Source organism: Sagittula marina (assembly GCF_014196795.1).
Classification (GTDB): Bacteria; Pseudomonadota; Alphaproteobacteria; order Rhodobacterales; family Rhodobacteraceae; genus Sagittula; species Sagittula marina.
On record NZ_JACIEJ010000002.1, the window covers coordinates 338,301 to 357,854 of the forward strand.

Below are 19,554 nucleotides of genomic sequence, written 5' to 3' on the forward strand. Positions count from 1 at the left end.
CTACAGGCCCGCCAGAATGGACCTGGCCGCGTCAGACCACTGCGGAACGTCAGCTTCGGCCACGCTGGCAAGCAGCGGCTGCGCATCTTGCGTGCGTTCCGCCTTTATCAAAGATTGCGCCAGCAGGAGCTGGACCTGAGCGTTCAACTCGTCGGTCAGGTGGAATTCTCCGGTCGAGAGCGTCTCGAAATCGTCAATGGCGATCTGGATACGCCCTGCGATCTTTGGCGCATGCAACGCGTTCAGACCGCGCTGCATCAGGACGCCGCCGTTGTCAGGATTGTCCCGGACCAGTTTGTCCAACGCCCGGGACGACGCCTTGGCCAGCGTCAGAACGCGGATCAGATCCTGCTCTATGCCGGCCTCGATCCCGACAAGATTGGCGTGAACAGCCATGATCTCCGGATCGTTTCCGGTCTGCTTGGCCAAGTCCATGACCAGGGACTGATCCGCTTCTATCTGTTCCAATGTGCCGTCCGGACGGCGACTGGCATCGTCGACGATGACCAGCGCGATCTTGCGCGCATCCTCAACCGACACAGCCGTCGCCGCAACGGCCTGCGCCTGTTGCCGCAAAGCGGGGACGTTTTCCGGCGCAAAAATTGTGGGGGCTGTTCCCGCACTGCCCGCATTCGGCAGCGCGACCAAGGCCAGCGCCCCGACGGTGTTCAATATCCAGTTAGGCATGGGTTAGCCTTCCCTCTCGTAGCTCAAGGACCTGATCGGCGTATGCGGTGACTGACGGGTCGTGGCTGATGATGAAAACCGTGGTGCCGTCGTTGACGGCCATGTGGCGCAACGTGCGCATCACATGGACGGTGTTGTCGCTGTCCAGCGCGCCGGTGGGCTCATCTCCCAACAGGACCTTGGGTTTCAGCGCGAGGGCCCGCGCCACTGCGACCCGCTGTTGCTCCCCCCCGGACAGCAGGCCCGGGCGCAGGTCGGCGCGATGCTCCACTTCGAGATGTTTCAGAGCCGCCAAGGCCCGGGCGCCGGCATCTTTGACGCCTGCCCGACGCAACGGGTAGATGACGTTTTCGAACGCCGACAACGACGGCAGCAGGTTGTAAGCCTGAAAGATCAGCGCCAGATCCCCGCGCCGCATCGCCGTCTTTTCGCGTTCCGACATGCGGCTCAATTTCCGGCCACACATCTGCACATCGCCCAGATCCGGCAACGCGATCCCGGCAAGAACCGAGAACAGGGAGGATTTCCCGCTTCCGCTGGGACCGCGCAGGATCGTCAGGGTGCCAGGTTCGCAGGTCAGACTGACGTCTTTCACTGCGGGCACCGGGCCCCGACGGGTACGATGCGATACCGAAATGTGGTCCGCTGCCAACATCGCGTCAGGCCGGCACGTTCGACAGGGCCAGCATCTGATCGTCGACTTCACGCAGCGTGGTGTTTTCGTCGATGTCGATCTCGTCGAAATCTGTCACGTTCACATAGATCTGCTGGCAGATCAGGATCAGTTCGACCACGTTCAGGCTGTCGATGCCGATCTGCGCCAGCGATACGTCCACATCAACACTGTCCAGCGCCAGCATGTCCTGGATGCCCGACTGCAATTGCGCCAGTGTTTCGGTCGTGTTTTCGGATGCGTCTGTCATGCGATGGTCTTCCTTGGATTGAGGTGTTCCTTGGAAGCAGCGTCGCATCGCCAGTCGCCCCGGGGTATTCCCCAACCCGACAGACCCATCCCCGCCCCCGCAATTGAGGGGGCCGTGCGCGACCCCGGACATGCAAACGGCGGCCACAGGGACCGCCGCTGATGTGCCGGATTGTCAGAAAAGTCCGCTCAGAGGATACCGCTGCGCACGGCCTTGCCAACTGCCTGTGCCAAGGTGGTGCAGCCCAGTTTGGCGCGGGCCATCTTCAGATAACTGCGCGCGGTGTGTTCCGACAGGTTCAGCTCGGAGGCAATTGCCGAATAGGATTTACCTTCCGAAGACAGGCTCAGGCATTCATGTTCCCGCGAAGTCAGCGAAGGCACACCTTCGCGTTCGGCCAATGCCTCTGTCACGCCTTTGGTATGGATCAATGGCAGAATTGTTTCGAACTCATCGATAAGCGGGGTCATATAGGCCTGCCACGCGCGCATCGGTTTGGTTGAATTGACGCTAAGGACTGATCGCCGCCCCCTCAGGTCACTGTAGACAAAGCTGTGACCACTCGAGCCAAGACCGAATTCCAAAGACACTTTCAGCATCTTCTTATGGTGCGGCTTGATCCTGAGTTCGGACCAGCAAAACGATTCGCTTTCTTCGATGACCTGTTCGATAACGGGGTCCAGGCTAATGTAATTGTTCAATAAATACTGACGCACCCATGCGTCGGGATAGGTCGTTCGAACGAAGGGATTGGAAAATTCCTGCCCGTCATTTTTCAAAAGATGAAATGTCGTAAAATCTATGTCGTAGGCTTGTTGAACCAGACATATCGTGCTTTCGACTGAATTGGAGCGCAATATTGCGTCCTTCAGCCCCTCTAAATTTTTCGTCAAATGCCTTACCTTCCAAGTATTTTGCAAGATCGCGCCACGCACAACCTTTAGTATCGCTACTTCATTTTTTCAACGGTTTTAGTTGTATCCATAGGGAATGCGCCAGTGGTCGAGGAGTGCATCCCACGTCAATGCAGCGCCGCGAGCCGTTCAGTACCGGTCTTTGTTAAATCGAATTGACGATGTTTGTGCCCCGATTGGCGTCCCGTCTCTTTCGAGCAATGTTTGCGAAGAAGGACACGAGGAATGGCAACGAAAAAGACAGACGCGTTTCTGCATGATGTTGCGGGCACCGCCTTGAACACTGGCTGTCCGCGGGCGCAGGTTTCATCTGATTTAGCTGTTGGGATTTCGGCCCTGAACAAGCGGGGTCAGACACCAGCATGATGATGGGGAATGGGAGAACGAACGCCGTGGCAAGGGACCTCGTTTGTTTCGCAAGAAGAGGAAAGTATCGAAAACGCGGCAATCCACGTCTGCTTAACCTTTAAACGAAAAGGACGCCCGGCATTTACTGGATAAATCTTAAACTTAAACGGGCGAAGCCCCCGGCGGGTCGGTTTGATCGGCATCGAAGCGCCATAGGAGGGAGGACGGTGCCGGCGGTTTGTTGAAACCCTGCTACGACCCGTCGGGGTGTGCTAGATTTCAACGCTTAAATCCGTAGCGTGATAGCATGGGTCCGCTGAACCTCTTGACCCATCTAGAGACATCATTGCGTGATGATCTGCCGGACTGTGGATGTACTGTTAAAATTATTCAGCCAAACGCTCCCTTTCGTATGTGGGGTGCAATTCAAACGAGCAAAGCGCATGGCGCGGGACTTCGACCGAAAAGTCGCGGACATCCAAGTTCGTGTCGCCGCGCTCAACCGCCACACGTTCCTCCTAGACCTGTCCCATAGACCGCGGCACGATACTGTCTGGCAAACCATAACCAAGCTGAAACCCCGATGTGTGGAGGATGAATAGCCGCCCATTGTGCTAGTGGTTTCTTCGGAGTTGGTTTTGGCGCGTCATTGATTCAGACGTGTATCCGGCCCCTTATGCAGTGAAATATATGCCGCGTGTTCGATGGCAACGGGTTGCGCCAAACGTCTTCTTGCGCAATTATGCTTCGGCCTGCTCGCGACTTATAGCGGATTTATGCACCGGACGCCGGAGACTGGTGGACGCATGTCGGGCTATCCCTTGCCCTGCAGGCACATACAGCGCATCCCTCCCAGCGCTATCGGGCCTCAGCATGGGTCTGCCGCTGGAGCATGACTTTGTCGGCGCACATGATCAGCAAGCGCTGTAGGCACCGTTTGCCCTCCCTCTGCGCCTCAGCGGATTGCGTCACGCAATGCTTCGAAATCGCCGTGGCTCCGAGCTGCTGTCTGCCGCCAGTGGCATGTTGTCGTTGCGTGAACCCGAGTTTCACGCCAAGGGCGTGCTTTCAGAACGCCGCCACCGACCGAGCCTTGCAGAAAGCCTCTGGCGTCGGTGCAAAGATCACTATGACCGTCGCGATCAGCGATCCGACACCGGGCACTGACATTAGACGTAACGCCAGTTTGTTCTCTTTGGAGCTACAGACGATCTCGGTATTGAGCTTACCGGCTCTGCCTTCAACTGCATCAGTACCGGGACCCTAAACCGAGGGATTGCGTTTGCAGGCGGATCGCATTTTGGAACCGGATAATTGCAATCAGCGTCATCGCGTCGGATGCCCCTTGTGAAACAACGGTTCCGAAGTCGCTGAAATGCACTCGAAGTGAATTGACGGCTCGGGTCGGCTAGCGGATCAGAAGCTCGCGCACGCGAGACACCGCCGCCGCGCCCTGCGTCTCTTCGCACTTCACAGGTACGAACCGCATCTTAGAGCGCAGGTTCTTGGTCTTAAACGGATACCCGTGAACTTTTCATCGCTACGCAAGAGGCTTGATATCTCGCAAATCGCCGGTGCATCGGCCGCTTGGTTTTCAGGCGCTTCGCAAAGGGATTCACCTAGACAGGCGGGATGAGCCTCACCTCATGTCAACGCTTGTTGATTTTGCCCAAGAACTAGGTGCCACCACAGGCTTTCATCGTAAAGACGCAGAACCGTAGCCCTGCGCAAAACTCAAGCACCTGATCCCTTTGCGGATTTGTGCGAAGCATAGCTCTCCCGGAGTCATCTGCCCCGTGGGCTTTGCACACATTCTTGGCCAAGTCGAAGCCGGCCGTGAACGCCCCGCCATGACCGCCCCCTTTGTGGATCATCACAATCCCAGCTTGGCACATTGATGTCGTCGGTGGGCACACCATCTCAGCCCTCTGAACCAACTAAATCAAGGTACGCAACATAGCAGTGTTGCTTTGAATGACTGAATTTAGTTCCACAACACGCGCAAGCCGCTGTTCCAATTCGTCCTGACAGTCGTCAAGTTGTTCAACAATCCCTGACAAAGCCGTTCCGGAGTTGTTCAGCGCCGCGCTTTCAATTTTACACATCATCCGCGTGCTCGACAGGCCAGTGACATATCGTTTCATGTCAAGAACGCTGCGTGCAAAACGGCGCGCTTCGGTTTCGACCTCTCCCAAGACCGAGGCGGTCTCGCCAAGAAACTTTTGACGGACTTGGTCGCAGAAATCCGCTTCATTCGCCAAATCCACCCCATCGTAAGAGGCCTCTGCAGATTTGCCATCTTCTTGTTTAAACAAATCGCTCATCTCTTTTTCGAACTCTGTCGCGAAGCCGAGGAACTGTCCTTTCATGATCGCATCGCGGATCCGGGCAAAGACGCAAGTGTCGCCCTCAACAAAGGTATCGACCCAAGCCGACATATCCTCAAGCATCTGGCTATAATTCACGGAGATTGCGCTGATCGGGCCGCCAGCGCTTTCGAGCCGCGAAGCGATGATCCGCATGTTCATAGGCACTGTTCGGATGGCTTTGAAAGCTTCCGTCATCTCCGTAGTTTCCACGTGCACTTGCGTGATCGCTCGCGACATATCCAGAAACCGCCGCTGGAACGGATCCAGGTTTCGACCCAGTTGCGTGGTGCGTGCCTCAGCTTCCATCGCCAAGGCATGGCTCTGGAAAGCGTCATAACTAGCGTAGCCTGCTGCTCGGATCTCGGCAAGCAAGGCAGCAGCGCTCGCGGCCGGTTTGAGACCTTCCTCGTTCTCGCGCTTTAGCAGCCTTTTATAAATCTGCTCCACATTTTCACGCAGCGGCGAACTTGGCTTCAGACGGGTTGAAACGTATCCGCCGTCGACCGGGCACAGCAGCGCAAAAACCCAGTAATAGCGCCCGTTTTTACAACGGTTTTTCACGTAGCCGCCAGTGGGTATACCCTCCTTCAGACGTCCCCAGATCAGTTCATAGACGCCTTTTGGCATGTCCGGATGACGCACAAGTTTATGCGGCGCCTCCAACATTTCATCGCGCTCATAGCCCGACACACGTTGAAAGACGCTGTTGACTGCCTTGATAACTCCGCGATCATCGGTGCGAGAGTAAATCAATTCGGACAGGTGAAACTGCGCTTCAGAACCCGAGTACGAGCTGTCCGCAGCGAATAGGGGTGTATGTTCCGTCATAGTTTGTCCTCGGGCAGCATCGTTCTGTCCAGTCTGGCTCAGATCGTTTGAGAAATGATGAATCAGGTGCGTGGCTCAGGACATCGAGCGCAGCATAGCGCTGTGGCCCTGTATATTGGAGTTGAGCTCCACCACTCGGGCCAGACGACGCTCAATCTCGTTTTGTCGTTCGTCCAGCTGCTCAACGATGCCGTTGAGCGCTGTATCAGAACCGCCCAACGACGCGCTCTCGATCTTGCACATCATTCGCGTGCTCGAAAGACCGGTTACATAGCGCTTCATGTCCAGAACACTGCGGCTGAGGCGGCGTACTTCGGTTTCGATCCGCTTCAGGGATTCTTGTGCCTCGTTGTGAAAGACCTCAGCCTCCCGCTCCAACATTTGTTTGTCTTCAAGCAGAGTGGATTTGTCTTCTGCAACCTTGATATCCTCTGCAAAAAGCGTCGACATCCGGCTTTGCATATCGGCGGCACAGACAAGGAACTGTCCCTGCAAGATTGCCCCTTTTATTCGGGCAAAAGTACAGTTGGGGCCTTCGGAGAATTCCTTTATCCAAGTCGTCATTTCCTCGAGCATTTGACTGTAGTTTACGGAAATCGCACTGATTGGTCCGCCTACATTCTCTAGTCGAGAGGCAAGGATCCGCATGTTCATCGGCACTGTGCGGATCGCGCGAATGACCTCGACCAGTCCTTCAACCTCGGCGCCGAGATCGCGGATGGTGTCAGACATGGCAAAGTAGCGTTGTAGAACGGCGGTTGGCGCAGTCCCTGTTGCCCTGGCATTCTCCAACATCTCCAGCCGCAGGACGTGCCCCATGAAGGCGTCATAGTCATGAAAGCCCATGCCACGCACTGCATCCAGCAGGCGCTCGCTGCTTTGAGCCGCAGTCACGCCATCGTTTTGTTCCGCCGCGAGGAGAGATTTGTAGAGAACTTCCATCTTGTCACGCATGTCGGACAGCGGTTTTGCACGCACCGACAGGTAGCCCTCTTCGGTCGGCCAAGTGATCGCGATGACCCAATAGAAACGCCCGTCTTTGGAGCGGTTTTTCACATAGGCGACCATCTTCTTGTCTTGGCCCAAACGCTCCCACTTGAGATGGAATACTCCTTTGGGCATGTCGGGATGGCGCACCAACTTATGCGGTGCGCCTTTCAGCTCAGATAGTTCGTAGCCGGAAACGCGCTGGAACACCTGATTTCCCGAAATGATCACTCCGCGCTTGTCGGTGCGCGTGAAAAAGAGTTCGCCCGGTTCAAACGGCACTTCGCCCGCGTGGGTGGAACGGGGTGTGTATGTCAAAGTGCGGTCGTGCTGGCTCATGCCGGGATCCTTGAGTGAGTTTGGCAGAGTATCCACGGGATATCTTTTCAAGGTATGAAGAAGGCGGGAACGTTTCCGCTCCCGCCTGCATTTCTGGCTGTAAATTTAACGACTTTCTGATCGGTTGGTTAACCGGTCATCCCGGGCTCATGCCCCGCAGTCGTTCGGACCGACGGCGCAGCATCTCCACAGTGGTCAGCAACCCTATGGAAATGACCACAAGAATGGTGGCCGCCGCGAGGATCGTCGGGCTGATCTGTTCGCGCAGACCCGTGAACATCTGCCACGGCAAGGTCTGCAGCTCTGCCGAGCCAATGAACAGAACAACCACCACCTCGTCAAATGACGTGATAAAGGCGAACAAGGCGCCCGAAATCACACCAGGCAGGATCAGCGGCATCTGAACCTTGAAGAATGTGCGCACCGGGTCTGCGCCCATATTCGCCGCGGCGCGCGTGAGCGAATTGTCGAACCCCACCAGCGTCGCCGTCACCGTGATGATCACGAAGGGAATGCCCAGCACCGCGTGGGCCAGAACAACGCCCCAGTAGGTGCCCACAAGACCGATCTTCGAGTAGAAGAAATACATGCCGGTGGCCGAGATAATCAGCGGCACGATCATCGGCGAGATCAGCACAACCATGATGGCACGCTTGCCCGGCACGTGGCTTTGCGACAGGCCGATGGCCGCCAACGTGCCAAGCGTCACCGAGATGAACGTCGCCACCGGTGCAATTCGGACCGAGTTCCAAACCGCGCTTGTCCATTCCGAGTTGGTCAGGAAGTCGCGGTAGTGCTTCAGCGAATACCCTGCCGGATCAAGGCGCAGCATCTCCGGCGTGAAGGTAAAGAAGTTCTCGGCATTGAAGCTCAACGGCATGACCACGAGGATCGGTGTGATCAGGAAGACGAGGATCGCCCCGCACAGCGTGCGGAAGGAGTAATGCCACATCACCTGCCCTGCCGTCAGATAAGGCGGCAAGGGCACACGGTAGCGCCCCATGCCAACCCAGTAGATCAGCACCCCGAAAATATAGCCAAAGATCGCTCCGACCAGGGCGCCGGGAAGGCCGCTCAAGACAAAGCCGAAAATCGCCATGAGGACCACGAGGCCCCACTTCACGGGTTGCTCCAGCTTGGGGTCCAACAGCTCCATCGCAGCGAAGGCGATCGCTGCCAGCAGGACAAAGCCGATGACGACGCCCAGCGGCACCGATCCGTTCGCCGCGCCGACAAAGACCCCGGCAAAGGCCCCGAATGCCCCCATCACCAAAGCGGTAAAGAGTACGGGCTTTTTCACTGCTTGTGTTTCAACAGCCATGGATCAGCCCCCCAGCTTCACGTTGTCGATGCCGACGATCTTGTCGTAGGCCCAGTAAAGGATCAGCACCACCGCCAGCAGGATCGTCCCAAGCGCAGCCGCAAGGCCCCAGTTGAGCGACGAGGAGATGTGGTAGGCAATCCGGTTCGAGATGAAGGTACCCGTTGTGCCGCCGACGATTTCCGGCGTGATGTAGTAACCGATCGCCAGGATGAAGACGAGGATCGACCCCGCGCCGATGCCCGGCACCGATTGCGGGAAGTAGACCCGCCAGAAGGCCGTCCAGTTTGTCGCGCCCAGCGATTTCGCCGCACGGACGTAATAGGGCGGGATCGTGGACATCACCGAATACATCGGCAGGATCATGAACGGCAGAAGAATATGCGTCATGGCGATGATCGTACCAAGCTGGTTGTTGATCATGACCAATCGGTTGTCATCCGCGATCAGACCGATCCAGACCAGCACGTCGTTGATGACACCCTGCTGTTGCAGCATCACCTTCCAGGCAGAAGTACGCACCAGAAGCGATGTCCAGAACGGTAGCAAGACGAGGATCATCAACAGGTTGGCCGTGCGCGCCGGCAAGTTCGACAGCAGGAAGGCCACCGGATAGGACAGCGCGATGCAGCTGAACGTGATGACCAGCGACATGAACATCGTGCGTTTGAACAAAATACCGTAGATCCGCTCATCTTCATCCCGCAGGGCAGGACCGTCCGGCGTTTTCTGCATGTCGACGGAGTTCAGGAAGTACCCACTGGTGTAATCAGGCGAATACATCTTGATGGTTTGCCAGACGACCGGGTCCATCCAGTCCTTGTCGATATCCTCGAAAACGGCCTTGAGGTCCGCCGTCTCAAACTCCGGCGAGTCCACAAGAGCATCGGCGGCAATCAGCATATCGGCGCGCGGCCCAGTGTAGCCTGACACGTCGCCTGCTGCGAGGTCCTCGTAGAGCATGGTATGAACCAGCGTCCACGGCTCCTCGTTGAAGACGTTGTCTTCTTCCTCGACACGGGTGAACGCCGCGAATTGGCTGTAGGCGTCTGCGGTCCGTGGCAACACCTCGGCGATGCCTTCGCGCAATTCGAATTTCGGCAGCGGCTGGCCATCTTCCCAAGCGCGTGCCTCTGCCAACCAGGCGTCGGAGCCCATCAGCTCGGCCCAGGGTTCAGCTTCGTCCCAGTTCTCGTCGAGGTCTTCGAACTGGTCCTTGTACACCTCGCCTATGTCATCCAGCCCACGTCCGGATTTACGGAACAGAGAGGAGACACCGGTCAGTTCATAGTTCAGACGCGTGCCGAGACGCGTGTGCATCTTGTTCTCGGCGGCGTAGAAAATATCGATGTAGGCGGCCTCGAACACATCGTCGCCGGGCACTTGCCCGGAGGTGTCGTCCCAGTCCTTCAGCGCTTGGGTCGTGCGCGGCAGAGTGTCGGACACGATCTGGTTTTCGACCGAGCGAAAGAGCATGTCAAAGATCGGCGCGATGAAGGTCAGAACAACAAAGATCAGCAACGGCGCGATCATCGCCAGCGCCCGAAGTTTTTGCGCCCGCAGTGCGCGGCCCAGCGATTTCTTCAGCGGCGTGCCGTCGGCGGCCAACACCGGGCCATCCTTCTTGTCGCTCGCATCGGCGGCGCGCAAGGCGTTGTCCGGTGTGGGCCCGGTGATCTTGTCGGGATCGGTGGCTGTGTTCATTCTACGCCCTCCACGACGAGGATCACGCTGTCGGCCGTATTATGGCGAATCCGCGCAACCTCTTGATATTCTGGATCATTGTAGGCGGCGAGCGCCTCCGCATAGGTGGGGAACTCGATGACGACATGGCGGTCGTGAGCGGTGCCCTCGACCACTTGCGACTGGCCGCCGCGAACAACGAAACGGCCCCCAAGCTTGTCTAGGATCGGCGTGTCCCGTTCCACATACTCGCGGTACGCGTCCGGGTCCTTCACGGTGATATGGCCGATGATATAGCCCTTGGGCATCTGTCCCACCCTGTTTTTTTGTCGTTGCCCCGAGGCGGAAACGTGGCCCGCCTCGGGTGATGTCAGTGCGCAGGTCGAAGGTTATCCGACCCGCAGAAAGCGCCTTACTGCGCCAGCCACGCCTGGAATTTCGCGTCGATATCGTCGCGGTAGTCAGCCCAGAACTCGTAGTTGTACAGGAAGGTGTTGCCAGCGTTCGCCGGATCGGTCGGCATGTGCATCTTCATGTCTTCCGGCACCTTCGGTGCGGAGGACGAACGGGCCGGACCGTAAGAGATGTACTTTGCCTGATCGGCCAGACGCTGGGTGTCGGTTGCGAATTTCACAAAATCCATCACACGCGCCAGACGCTCCTCGGGCAGGTCCGCCGGGATGATCCAACCGTCAAGGTCGAACACCTGCGCGTCCCACATCATGCCGATGGGCTGGTCTTGTTCCACGATCGCGGAATACAGGCGACCGTTGTAGGTGGAGCCCATGAAGACTTCGCCATCTGCCAACAGCTGGGGCGTGTCCGCGCCCGCCGACCACCAGATCACATCGTCCTTGATGGTGTCGAGTTTGGCCAGCGCCTGGTCCTGACCTTCTTCGGTCTCCAGCACGTCGTAGACGTCGTCCTTGGCCACGCCATCACACAGCAGCGCCCATTCCATGTTGTTGATCGGACGCTTTTCCAGCGCGCGCTTGCCCGGATAGGTTTCCAGATCGAAGACCGAGCAGATGTCGGAGGGCGCTTCTGCGCCTTCGGGCACCAGATCGGTGCGGTAGCCGAAGGTGGTCGAATACACGATCTGCGGGATATAGCAGTCGGACACGATCAGGTCGCCAAAGTCGTCAGACGCGTCAGAGCCGTCGTCGCCCTGTGCCAGCACCTCGTCGTGGTCGATTTCCATCGCCAGACCTTCGTCGCACAGGCGGATTGCGTCAGATGCAACGACGTCCACGAGATCCCAGGTCACGTTGCCCGCTTCGTTCATGGCGCGCAGCTTTGCCACCGCCTCGTTGGAGGACTCATCCCAGGAGACCGAAACTTCCGGGTGCATCTCCAGGTAGGGGACGACGTAGGCTTCTTGCTGCGAATTCTGATAGGCACCGCCCCAGCTGACGAGTGTCATGCTGTCAGCCATGTCCTGCGCCATCGCGCCAGTGGCTGCGACTGTCAGAGCCGTGGAGGCCATGAGTGTTTTGGTGATTTTCATCTTCATTCTCCCATTGCGCAATCCGATCCGCGGGGGACCGTCTTGCTGTTCACGCGGCGCAGGCGTTGTCGCCGGTCCGCGTTTGGGGTGTCCGGGCCTATTGCCCGACCCCCATTTAACGGCGGGGCAGCGGTGGACCGCCCCGCCAGATCGCATCACAACGCCTGGCCCGACAGTGTGCCGTTCCGGGGTGTGTGCCGCGCGGTCCGTAGAACCGTGCGGTGTATGAAGTGGGCCGATCGGTGCGGCAGGTATGGCGCTAAACGCGTCATCAGCACCTTAGGGGGCGTCCAGCGCCCGGCAATCGCTCGGCAGCCAGCCGATCTCAATCATGCTGCCCGGTGTCATCCGGATCTGATCCGGGGCGTTGCGGGTCTTGATCACAAAGTCATCGCGTCCCGCGACGCGCAGCCGGGTGCGGAAGATGTCGCCCATGTAGACGAACTCCAGCACTTCGGCCTTCAAGGTGTGAGCCCCCTCTTGCAGGCGCTCCTTGTTCACTTCGACCCGCTCGGGCCGGATGGAGACCTGCGTGCGCTCTCCCACCTTGGTCACGTTGACAGGTGTCGCATCAATCGTCTCGCCGCCGTCCAGCTTGACCACGCAGTGATCGCCCCGGATCTCGGCAATGGTGCCTTCGAGCGTGTTGTTCTCGCCGATAAACTGCGCGACAAAACTGTTCTGCGGCTGTTCGTACAGCTCATCGGGCGGCGCAAGTTGCTGGATGCGGCCATCGTTGAACACGGCCACACGGTCGGACATGGTCAGCGCTTCGGTCTGGTCGTGCGTCACGTAAACGGTCGTGATCCCAAGGCTGTGCGCCAGATTGGTGATCTCGAACTGCATGTGTTCCCGCAGCTGTTTGTCCAGCGCGCCCAGCGGCTCGTCCATCAAGACCAGCTCAGGCTCGAACACCAGGGCGCGGGCCAGGGCGATCCGCTGTTGCTGACCGCCAGACATCTGCGCCGGACGACGGCCACCGAATGCGCCCATCTGGACCATGTCCAGCGCGCGCTTCACTTTGGCCTCGCGGTCGGACTTGCCCATCTTGCGGACTTCGAGCGGGAAGGAGAGGTTTTCCGCGACGGTCATGTGAGGGAAAAGCGCATAGTTCTGAAAAACCATGCCTATGCCGCGTTTATGCGGCGGAATGTTGTTGATGCTGACGCCGTCCAGCTTTATCTCGCCGTGGGTGGCTGTCTCGAACCCGGCCAGCATCATCAGACAGGTGGTTTTGCCGGACCCGGACGGGCCGAGCATGGTCAGGAACTCACCTTTCGGCAAAGAGAGATTGAGGTCCTTTACGACAAGCGTTTCGCCATCGTAACTTTTCTGAACGCGCTCAAAAGCGACGAACGCATCGCCGTTCGATCCATCAGCCAAAGGGTGGCTCCCTGTGTTGTGTCCCGCGGATTTTCCCGCTGTGCTTTGTCTCAGACTAAACCGCACCGAGACGCTAACTGCAAGCATCTCCGCGAAACTCGCCTAATCATACAGCATTTGCGGCGCATTCGGGCAGGAAAGCGGCGCGACACAAGACTTTTGACAGGTCAAATGGAGCTTTGCAGGACAATGTACTGCAACGGCCGTTTCGGGATGGCCGGCGACAGAGGACCATTCAAGGCCGATTTTCAGCGCAGCCGGCCGATTTCAGGGCGATCCGGCCTTCCCGAATTCAAAAGACGCCTGAAATACGGGCAGCTGGAAAGCCGCGGCGCCGAAAGTCATATCACTTGGATCAATGCCGCATTTCTTTCGGAAATCAGCCAAAATAGCTGCCGATTCGGGCCTCCGGTCAGCGTGTTGCCAGCGCGTCGGGCACAACCAGACGAGTCGCCAGCGTGACGTTCCTGGCAATCGTCAACAGGTGGTCCGGCCGAAACGCCACACAGCCCTCTGTCGGGTATCCCGGCCTGCGCCACCGATGAATGAAGATCGCGGAGCCCCTGCCCCTCTGTGCGAATGGCCAGTTCCAATCCGTCAGCAGCACCAGATCATAAAGCGGATCGGCGCGCCGCAGCCTTTCGTGGCTGTGCGGATACGGCGCGCGAACCATAAGATTGTAGTTTTTGTCCCGCAGGTCATCGGACCACAGATCACCAGGCCGGATTGGCACCGCCCAATCGGTGGGCGGGGCCATTCGGTCAGGGCGATAAAGCAGTCCGGTGATGCGGTGCACGCCAACGGGGGTCGCTCCGTCGCCCTCGCGCTTGTCGGCGCGGACACCGCCTTTGCCATATGTGCAGGGCCAGTGCTGGCCCATGAAGCGCAATCCACGCCGGGTCAGCACCATATCCTGCGTCTTGAGGCTCATGCCGCCTGCGCCAGATTGATACGCTGCATGGCCTCTGCCCCGATCTCAAAGGACCGCAAGCGGGCCGCATGGTCATAGATGTGGCCGGTGAGGATCACCTCGTCGGGGCGGTGCGTCGCGATCAAAGCGCGCAACTGCTGCTCCACCTGCGCCGCATCGCCGACGGCAGTCACACGCAAGGCTTCGTTCACCTGCGGAATCGCCCCCTCGGGCACGACCGAAGACAGATCATCCACAGGCGGGGGCAGCTTGCCCGGCGTCCCCGTGCGCAACCGGTAAAAGGACTGCTGCATGGAGGTTCGCAGCTTGCGCGCTTCCCCTTCCGTATCTGCGGCGAACAGGTTCACCGCCAGCATGGCGTGCGGCTTGGCCAGCGTCTCGGACGGCTTGAAGTAGCGCCGATAGACCTCGAAGGCCTGCTCCAGCGCCGCCGGGGCAAAGTGCGAGGCAAAGGCATAGGGCAGCCCAAGGGCGGCAGCCACCTGCGCCCCGTAAAGCGACGACCCAAGCACCCACAGCGGCACCTCGGTTCCCGCACCTGGGTGCGCCTGAACGGCGCGGTTCGGGTTTTCTGCGCCAAAGAGTTCTCGCAATTCAGCCACTTCATTGGGAAAATTCTCGGCACGGCCATGATGCACACCAAGCGCTTTCATCACCGCATGATCACCGCCCGGAGCACGCCCCAGCCCTAGGTCGATCCGTCCCGGATAGAGCGTTGCCAGGGTGCCGAACGCCTCGGCCACGGCGAGCGGAGCATGGTTGGGCAGCATGATGCCGCCCGCACCGACGCGCATTGTCTTGGTCAGCCCGGCCACGTGACCGATCAGCACCGCCGTCGCGGCCGACGCGATCCCGGCCATGTTGTGGTGCTCTGCCAGCCAATAGCGATGATAGCCCAAGCCTTCGGCGTGCTGCGCCAAGGCGCCGGTGTTGCGCAATGCGTCGGCAGTGGTGGACCCTTCGGGAACAGGCGCGAGGTCGAGCAAAGAATAATGCATATCAGACTCCTTTGAACCAAGAATGGGGATCTGAACCGCTCGGTTCAAGTCTGAATATATGTTTGTGGCATGTATCCTGCGCGCAAGACCGGAATAACGGGCGCCGGCGTCAGCACTTTCACGTGCTTTGGCAGAGCGTTGGCAGGGGCATACCCGTCAAACGACCAGCGCCAGATACCCTGCCGGATCAGGTAGGCGTCCGCGCCCACGGCGACCATGGTGCCATCTGGCAAATCCGCCGCCTGTGCCTCGAACGTTACTTTCCGGCGCCGTTGGATGCGCGCCCGGTGCAGTATCCGGTCGATGCTTTGCGGCAGAGATCTCCCCGCCTCTGGCCCTCCGTGAACGTCGCGCCAAATCCGCGTGAAGGCAGCGTATCGGTCACGCTGGCACTCGCCACAGGGGCGATGCCCCGCCGCCAGGGCCGTCGCCTCATCCAGAAAGAACAGCTCTGCATAGGTGCCCGGCGACATGACCTTTCGGTGCCGCCCCTTGAAGCTCAAGACACAGCACACCCAGTTCTGATGCACATGTGTACGGATCACGCTGTGCCCGTCGTGCACAATACCGCGGTTTCCCATGCGGGTGCCGCGGGCCTTTGTGACAGTGAACCGCCCGAAGGGATCGACACGATTTTGCAAGGGCATGGCGGCCTCTCCGCAGGCTCTCAGAGCAGATGGCCTGACTTCTCAGCCTTCACCGCGAGATACCGCTCGTTGTGTGCCGACAGCCCGACCTTCAGCGGCACGCGCTCTGTCACATCAATGCCGCTGGCCGTCATCATGGCAATCTTGGCAGGGTTGTTGGTCATCAAGCGGACCGCCGAAAAGCCAAGCTTTTCCAGGATCTGCGCGCCAAGCCGGAAGTCGCGTTCGTCATCCTCAAACCCCAGCCGATGGTTTGCCTCCACCGTGTCAAAGCCCTGATCCTGCAAGGCATATGCCCGCATCTTGTTGGCCAGACCGATCCCGCGCCCCTCCTGTTGGAGATAGAGCAAGACCCCCTCGCCCTGCTCACCCATCTGCGCCAGCGCCGCGTTCAGCTGCGGCCCGCAATCGCATTTCAAAGAGCCCAGAAGGTCGCCGGTAAAACACGCGGAATGCAGCCGCGCGAGCACAGGTTTGGAACGGTCCGGGCGGCCGATCTCGATGGCGTAATGCTCGTCCGACCCATCGTCGGGGCGGAATATATGCAGCCTCGCGTTCTCTGCCGCGCGCAGCGGCACGCGGGCGGACACCACATGACCCAAGGCGTGCAGCGATGCCATCAACGGCCCTGCGGCCACGGCATCGAGTTCAGTCAGCAGCTGCCCCGTGGCATAATCGGCCCGAACCGGCACCACCAGGGCGGCTGGCAAAAGGCGCGCCGCCTTGCACAGGGCGATGGCCACCCGGTGCATCACCGCCTCACCGTCGCGGCGGCTGGCCAAGGGGCCCTTCATCGGTTGCGCCAGATCCTCGGAGGGGTCGGCGATGCCCTGAACCCACTCCAGCCCCGCACGACCGGGCACGATCACCCGCGCCAGATCGCCGTCGTACGCCCGCGCCTTGAGCGTCTCCGCCCGCCGTCCGGTGATCGCCAGATCCACGGCACCAAGCGCCAGCACCTCGGCCAGGCGGACCTCGGAGACGGTTTCGGCAGCAGCCACCAGCACCGCGCCGTCCTTGCCATGCAGCACAACCGGAACGCCCATGCGCAGATCACCCCGCGCCCGCGCCAGTAATTCTGTCAGATCCGGTCCCATGGGCAGCCTCGCGTTACAAAACCCGGTTTTTCCTGTAACAATCCGTCCTCACAGACACGAGAGCGTGAGAAGACTGCCACAATTCTTGTCAGCACCCCTGCTTGCCGCCATCTGCCATGAAAGGCAACAGCCGGTCACAATTGCTGGAGGTAACCCATGGCACAACTGAGAAACATCCTATTGGTCGATGACGACGAGGACCTGCGCGAAGCGCTGGCTGAACAGCTGGTCATGACAGAGGACTTCGAGGTGTTCGAGGCCGACAGCGCCGCCACCGCCATGGCCCGTGCCAAGGAACAGATCTACGACCTGATCATCCTTGATGTGGGGCTGCCCGACACCGATGGGCGTGAGTTGTGCCGCCTGATGCGCAAGCAAGGCGTGAAATCACCGATCCTGATGTTGACCGGTCACGACAGCGATGCGGACACGATCCTTGGCCTTGATGCCGGGGCCAATGACTACGTGACCAAGCCATTCAAGTTTCCGGTCCTGCTCGCCCGCATCCGTGCGCAGCTGCGCCAGCATGAACAGTCCGAGGACGCCGTCTTCACCGTCGGGCCCTACACCTTCAAACCGGCGATGAAGACGCTGGAGACAGAGGACAGCCGCAAGATCCGCCTGACGGAGAAAGAGACGAACATCCTCAAGTTCCTCTACCGCTCCGCCGATGGTGTGGTCCCCCGCGACACGCTTTTGCACGAGGTCTGGGGCTACAACGCAGGCGTGACGACCCACACGCTGGAAACCCACATTTATCGCCTGCGTCAGAAAATCGAGCCCGACCCCTCGAACGCGCAGCTTTTGGTGACGGAGTCCGGCGGCTATCGACTGGTATCGTGACCCGGCGCGACCATACCTAGGTCGAACTTCTCGGGCTTGGGTTTGGGCAATACAGTATTGAGAGACGGCAAGCGGCGCGAGCCGCCTGACACAAGTTCCCGTCGCATATGCGGGTCATCATATGCACCTCCCTGTTGGACTTGGCCCGGGCATTGCCCGGGTCTTTTTTTTTGTCGCAACGCCGGTCTTCGCCGCCTCGGGAGGCGGATTTACCGCGCCTGTCCAAAGTCACGTGGGGCTAGGAATCCAAAGACCGAAGCGCATGGCCTTATCGCGCGTCAAGATATTGGCGCACAGCCTCCTGGACATGGCGAAAGCGATCCCCACCCAGATGCTTCCCACCGTACCAGCGCGTGACGACCACGATTTCGTTGCGCAGATCTTCGCGTTCCAGCATCCGCAGGATCACCATGCCTGCACCGCTTTCCCCATCGTCGTTCTTCAGCGGCGCGTCCTCGGTGAGGCAAGCCCATGTGTTATGCGTCGCCTTGGCGAATTTCTTGCGCCGCTTGAGCTCCTTGAGGAAGGCGGCGGCCTCATCCGAGCCAGAACAGGGACCGCCCGCTACGGCATAGCGCGATCCACGATCAGATATGATATTTTCCAGAACCAGCATGGCGCACAGTCTTAGCAGCGCTCCCACCCGCGCAAAACCGCAAACTGCCGCTTGATTGAGACAGGCTTCGGCGGTTTCGCCGAGACCCATTTTTCGCTCGTGACGTTTTGGATGGGTCAGCGTCTTTGATCCGCGTTTTGACAGGAGCGCCCTCAAAGACAGTCGGTATTTATCCGGGTTTATTCCCCGCAATATTCACCACATCATGCGGCATGTGGCACCGCAGATTGTAGCGGCGCGGCACAATCGCTAAGCTTGGAGAATGTCGGATTTGAAACCACCGCCCCGCCACCTGGAATACCCCGATCTCGCTGTGCCTGTTCGGGACTGGTGGGCGCGCGATTACGACCATGTTTTCGTGGTCTTCAATCCGTTCTTCACCGTTCCGGGGCACCATCCTGCAACCTCCGTCTTTGGACCGATCGAAATGGACGCCGCCAGCGCGCGGGACGCCATGGTGCAGGCGCAGGTTCTGCAGGCGCACCCGGATATGGCACCGCCGGATTTCCCCGACACCATCAAGACCACCGGGCAGCCCGTCCGCTGGGAGGCCGTGCGTCAGGCCATCGGCGCACCGGATCAGGAAACCTTCGAGCGCACTGTCTGGCTTTGGACGCTGGACGTGGACCGCGATGACCGCGATCCTCAGATCAGCGCCGCGCTTGACCGCCATTGCGAGAGCATGGGGCTGTATTCGCCGGAGGAAGACCTGCTGCCCGCCGTTATGGAGCCGCAACTGGGCCGCTACCTGCAAGCACTGGATCTGGACAAGGTCACGCTGTGGAGCGAATGGCGCGAGCGGGCCCGGTCGATCCCGACCGAAACCCTGTTGCCGCCACACCCCGCGCAGGACATTCCGGGGGAAAAGGTCTCGGCCGTGGCGGCGTCGGGCCTGATCCTGACCTGGGCGTTTGACGATGTGGTGGGCCTGCTTGCGGTGACCGACGCGCTGTATCAGCAGGCGCAGCCGCAGGACTTCCTCGAGTGTCGGCCGCTTCACCCTGACAGCTATGCGGATCTGTTCAATCCGCGCGATGCCTTTGACCGGACGCCAAAAGCCCGCTCGCAGTAACCCTCCCGGAAAAGCAAACGGGCGGTCCCGAAGGACCGCCCGCTGAATATGAGCAACGTGG

General features: G+C 59.5%; 18 protein-coding genes. 2 read left to right on the top strand and 16 right to left on the bottom strand.

Translation table 11 applies throughout. The features are described from left to right. The 15 genes from GGQ68_RS05035 to ribA all read right to left on the bottom strand — a co-directional run bounded on the left by GGQ68_RS05035 (position 1) and on the right by ribA (position 16,968). Positions 1-687 carry a hypothetical protein gene (locus tag GGQ68_RS05035; RefSeq protein ID WP_183963554.1) on the bottom strand — a complete coding sequence of 229 codons (687 nt, stop codon included), beginning with the start codon at positions 685-687 and terminating at the stop codon, positions 1-3. After that, on the bottom strand, positions 680-1,282 hold the full coding sequence (locus GGQ68_RS05040) for an ATP-binding cassette domain-containing protein (RefSeq protein WP_183963556.1): 603 nt from the start codon (positions 1,280-1,282) through the stop codon (positions 680-682). The genes GGQ68_RS05035 and GGQ68_RS05040 overlap by 8 nt, the downstream gene beginning before the upstream one ends. Before the next feature lie 64 nt (positions 1,283-1,346). Next, positions 1,347-1,610, bottom strand: coding sequence for a phosphopantetheine-binding protein (locus GGQ68_RS05045; protein ID WP_183963558.1), 264 nt, complete (start codon positions 1,608-1,610; stop codon positions 1,347-1,349). A gap of 188 nt (positions 1,611-1,798) precedes the next feature. Then, positions 1,799-2,530: a helix-turn-helix transcriptional regulator gene (locus tag GGQ68_RS05050; protein WP_183963560.1), complete on the bottom strand. Its 732-nt coding sequence runs from the start codon at positions 2,528-2,530 to the stop codon at positions 1,799-1,801. A gap of 2,279 nt (positions 2,531-4,809) precedes the next feature. Then, positions 4,810-6,069: a PAS domain-containing protein gene (locus GGQ68_RS05055; protein WP_183963562.1), complete on the bottom strand. Its 1,260-nt coding sequence runs from the start codon at positions 6,067-6,069 to the stop codon at positions 4,810-4,812. Positions 6,070-6,144: 75 nt separating this feature from the next. Further along, positions 6,145-7,395 carry a PAS domain-containing protein gene (locus tag GGQ68_RS05060; RefSeq protein WP_183963564.1) on the bottom strand — a complete coding sequence of 417 codons (1,251 nt, stop codon included), beginning with the start codon at positions 7,393-7,395 and terminating at the stop codon, positions 6,145-6,147. A gap of 136 nt (positions 7,396-7,531) precedes the next feature. Then, a complete protein-coding gene (locus GGQ68_RS05065) occupies positions 7,532-8,716 on the bottom strand; it encodes an ABC transporter permease (RefSeq protein WP_183963566.1) in 1,185 nt (394 codons plus the stop codon). 3 nt (positions 8,717-8,719) lie between these two features. After that, positions 8,720-10,420: an ABC transporter permease gene (locus tag GGQ68_RS05070; RefSeq protein ID WP_183963568.1), complete on the bottom strand. Its 1,701-nt coding sequence runs from the start codon at positions 10,418-10,420 to the stop codon at positions 8,720-8,722. Further along, on the bottom strand, positions 10,417-10,707 hold the full coding sequence (locus tag GGQ68_RS05075) for a DUF1330 domain-containing protein (RefSeq protein ID WP_183963570.1): 291 nt from the start codon (positions 10,705-10,707) through the stop codon (positions 10,417-10,419). The genes GGQ68_RS05070 and GGQ68_RS05075 overlap by 4 nt, the downstream gene beginning before the upstream one ends. A 104-nt stretch (positions 10,708-10,811) precedes the next feature. Beyond that, a complete protein-coding gene (locus GGQ68_RS05080) occupies positions 10,812-11,906 on the bottom strand; it encodes an extracellular solute-binding protein (RefSeq protein ID WP_183963572.1) in 1,095 nt (364 codons plus the stop codon). A gap of 279 nt (positions 11,907-12,185) precedes the next feature. Further along, complete coding sequence (locus GGQ68_RS05085) at positions 12,186-13,289, bottom strand: ABC transporter ATP-binding protein (protein ID WP_183963573.1); 1,104 nt, start codon at positions 13,287-13,289, stop codon at positions 12,186-12,188. Between the two features lie 412 nt (positions 13,290-13,701). Beyond that, on the bottom strand, positions 13,702-14,220 hold the full coding sequence (locus tag GGQ68_RS05090) for a L,D-transpeptidase family protein (RefSeq protein WP_246429263.1): 519 nt from the start codon (positions 14,218-14,220) through the stop codon (positions 13,702-13,704). Then, a complete protein-coding gene (locus GGQ68_RS05095; RefSeq protein WP_183963575.1) occupies positions 14,217-15,218 on the bottom strand; it encodes an LLM class flavin-dependent oxidoreductase in 1,002 nt (333 codons plus the stop codon). Before GGQ68_RS05095 ends, GGQ68_RS05090 begins: the two co-directional genes overlap by 4 nt. A gap of 44 nt (positions 15,219-15,262) precedes the next feature. Next, positions 15,263-15,865, bottom strand: coding sequence for a hypothetical protein (locus GGQ68_RS05100; RefSeq protein ID WP_183963577.1), 603 nt, complete (start codon positions 15,863-15,865; stop codon positions 15,263-15,265). A gap of 20 nt (positions 15,866-15,885) precedes the next feature. Further along, a complete protein-coding gene (gene ribA / locus GGQ68_RS05105) occupies positions 15,886-16,968 on the bottom strand; it encodes a GTP cyclohydrolase II (RefSeq protein ID WP_246429279.1) in 1,083 nt (360 codons plus the stop codon). 150 nt (positions 16,969-17,118) lie between these two features. Between ribA and GGQ68_RS05110 the strand changes: the two genes are divergently transcribed. Then, the gene (locus tag GGQ68_RS05110) at positions 17,119-17,805 is read left to right on the top strand and encodes a response regulator transcription factor (protein ID WP_183963581.1); all 687 of its coding nucleotides are present in this window, start codon (positions 17,119-17,121) and stop codon (positions 17,803-17,805) included. A 268-nt stretch (positions 17,806-18,073) separates the two neighbouring features. Here GGQ68_RS05110 and GGQ68_RS05115 read toward each other — a convergent pair whose 3' ends face one another. Further along, a complete protein-coding gene (locus tag GGQ68_RS05115) occupies positions 18,074-18,421 on the bottom strand; it encodes a YigZ family protein (protein ID WP_183963583.1) in 348 nt (115 codons plus the stop codon). Positions 18,422-18,692: 271 nt separating this feature from the next. Here GGQ68_RS05115 and GGQ68_RS05120 point away from each other — a divergent pair, with 271 nt between their 5' ends. Then, the gene (locus tag GGQ68_RS05120) at positions 18,693-19,493 is read left to right on the top strand and encodes a hypothetical protein (RefSeq protein ID WP_221235521.1); all 801 of its coding nucleotides are present in this window, start codon (positions 18,693-18,695) and stop codon (positions 19,491-19,493) included. The last annotated feature ends 61 nt before the right edge of the window (positions 19,494-19,554 follow it).

Coding starts and splice junctions, on each gene's coding strand:
- GGQ68_RS05045 (WP_183963558.1), bottom strand. CDS start 1,610: ATGACAGACGCATCCGAAAACACGACCGAAACACTGGCGCAATTGCAG.
- GGQ68_RS05100 (WP_183963577.1), bottom strand. CDS start 15,865: ATGCCCTTGCAAAATCGTGTCGATCCCTTCGGGCGGTTCACTGTCACA.
- GGQ68_RS05075 (WP_183963570.1), bottom strand. CDS start 10,707: ATGCCCAAGGGCTATATCATCGGCCATATCACCGTGAAGGACCCGGAC.
- GGQ68_RS05110 (WP_183963581.1), top strand. CDS start 17,119: ATGGCACAACTGAGAAACATCCTATTGGTCGATGACGACGAGGACCTG.
- GGQ68_RS05065 (WP_183963566.1), bottom strand. CDS start 8,716: ATGGCTGTTGAAACACAAGCAGTGAAAAAGCCCGTACTCTTTACCGCT.
- GGQ68_RS05070 (WP_183963568.1), bottom strand. CDS start 10,420: ATGAACACAGCCACCGATCCCGACAAGATCACCGGGCCCACACCGGAC.
- GGQ68_RS05080 (WP_183963572.1), bottom strand. CDS start 11,906: ATGAAAATCACCAAAACACTCATGGCCTCCACGGCTCTGACAGTCGCA.
- GGQ68_RS05055 (WP_183963562.1), bottom strand. CDS start 6,069: ATGACGGAACATACACCCCTATTCGCTGCGGACAGCTCGTACTCGGGT.
- GGQ68_RS05035 (WP_183963554.1), bottom strand. CDS start 687: ATGCCTAACTGGATATTGAACACCGTCGGGGCGCTGGCCTTGGTCGCG.
- GGQ68_RS05095 (WP_183963575.1), bottom strand. CDS start 15,218: ATGCATTATTCTTTGCTCGACCTCGCGCCTGTTCCCGAAGGGTCCACC.
- GGQ68_RS05060 (WP_183963564.1), bottom strand. CDS start 7,395: ATGAGCCAGCACGACCGCACTTTGACATACACACCCCGTTCCACCCAC.
- GGQ68_RS05115 (WP_183963583.1), bottom strand. CDS start 18,421: ATGCTGGTTCTGGAAAATATCATATCTGATCGTGGATCGCGCTATGCC.
- GGQ68_RS05090 (WP_246429263.1), bottom strand. CDS start 14,220: ATGAGCCTCAAGACGCAGGATATGGTGCTGACCCGGCGTGGATTGCGC.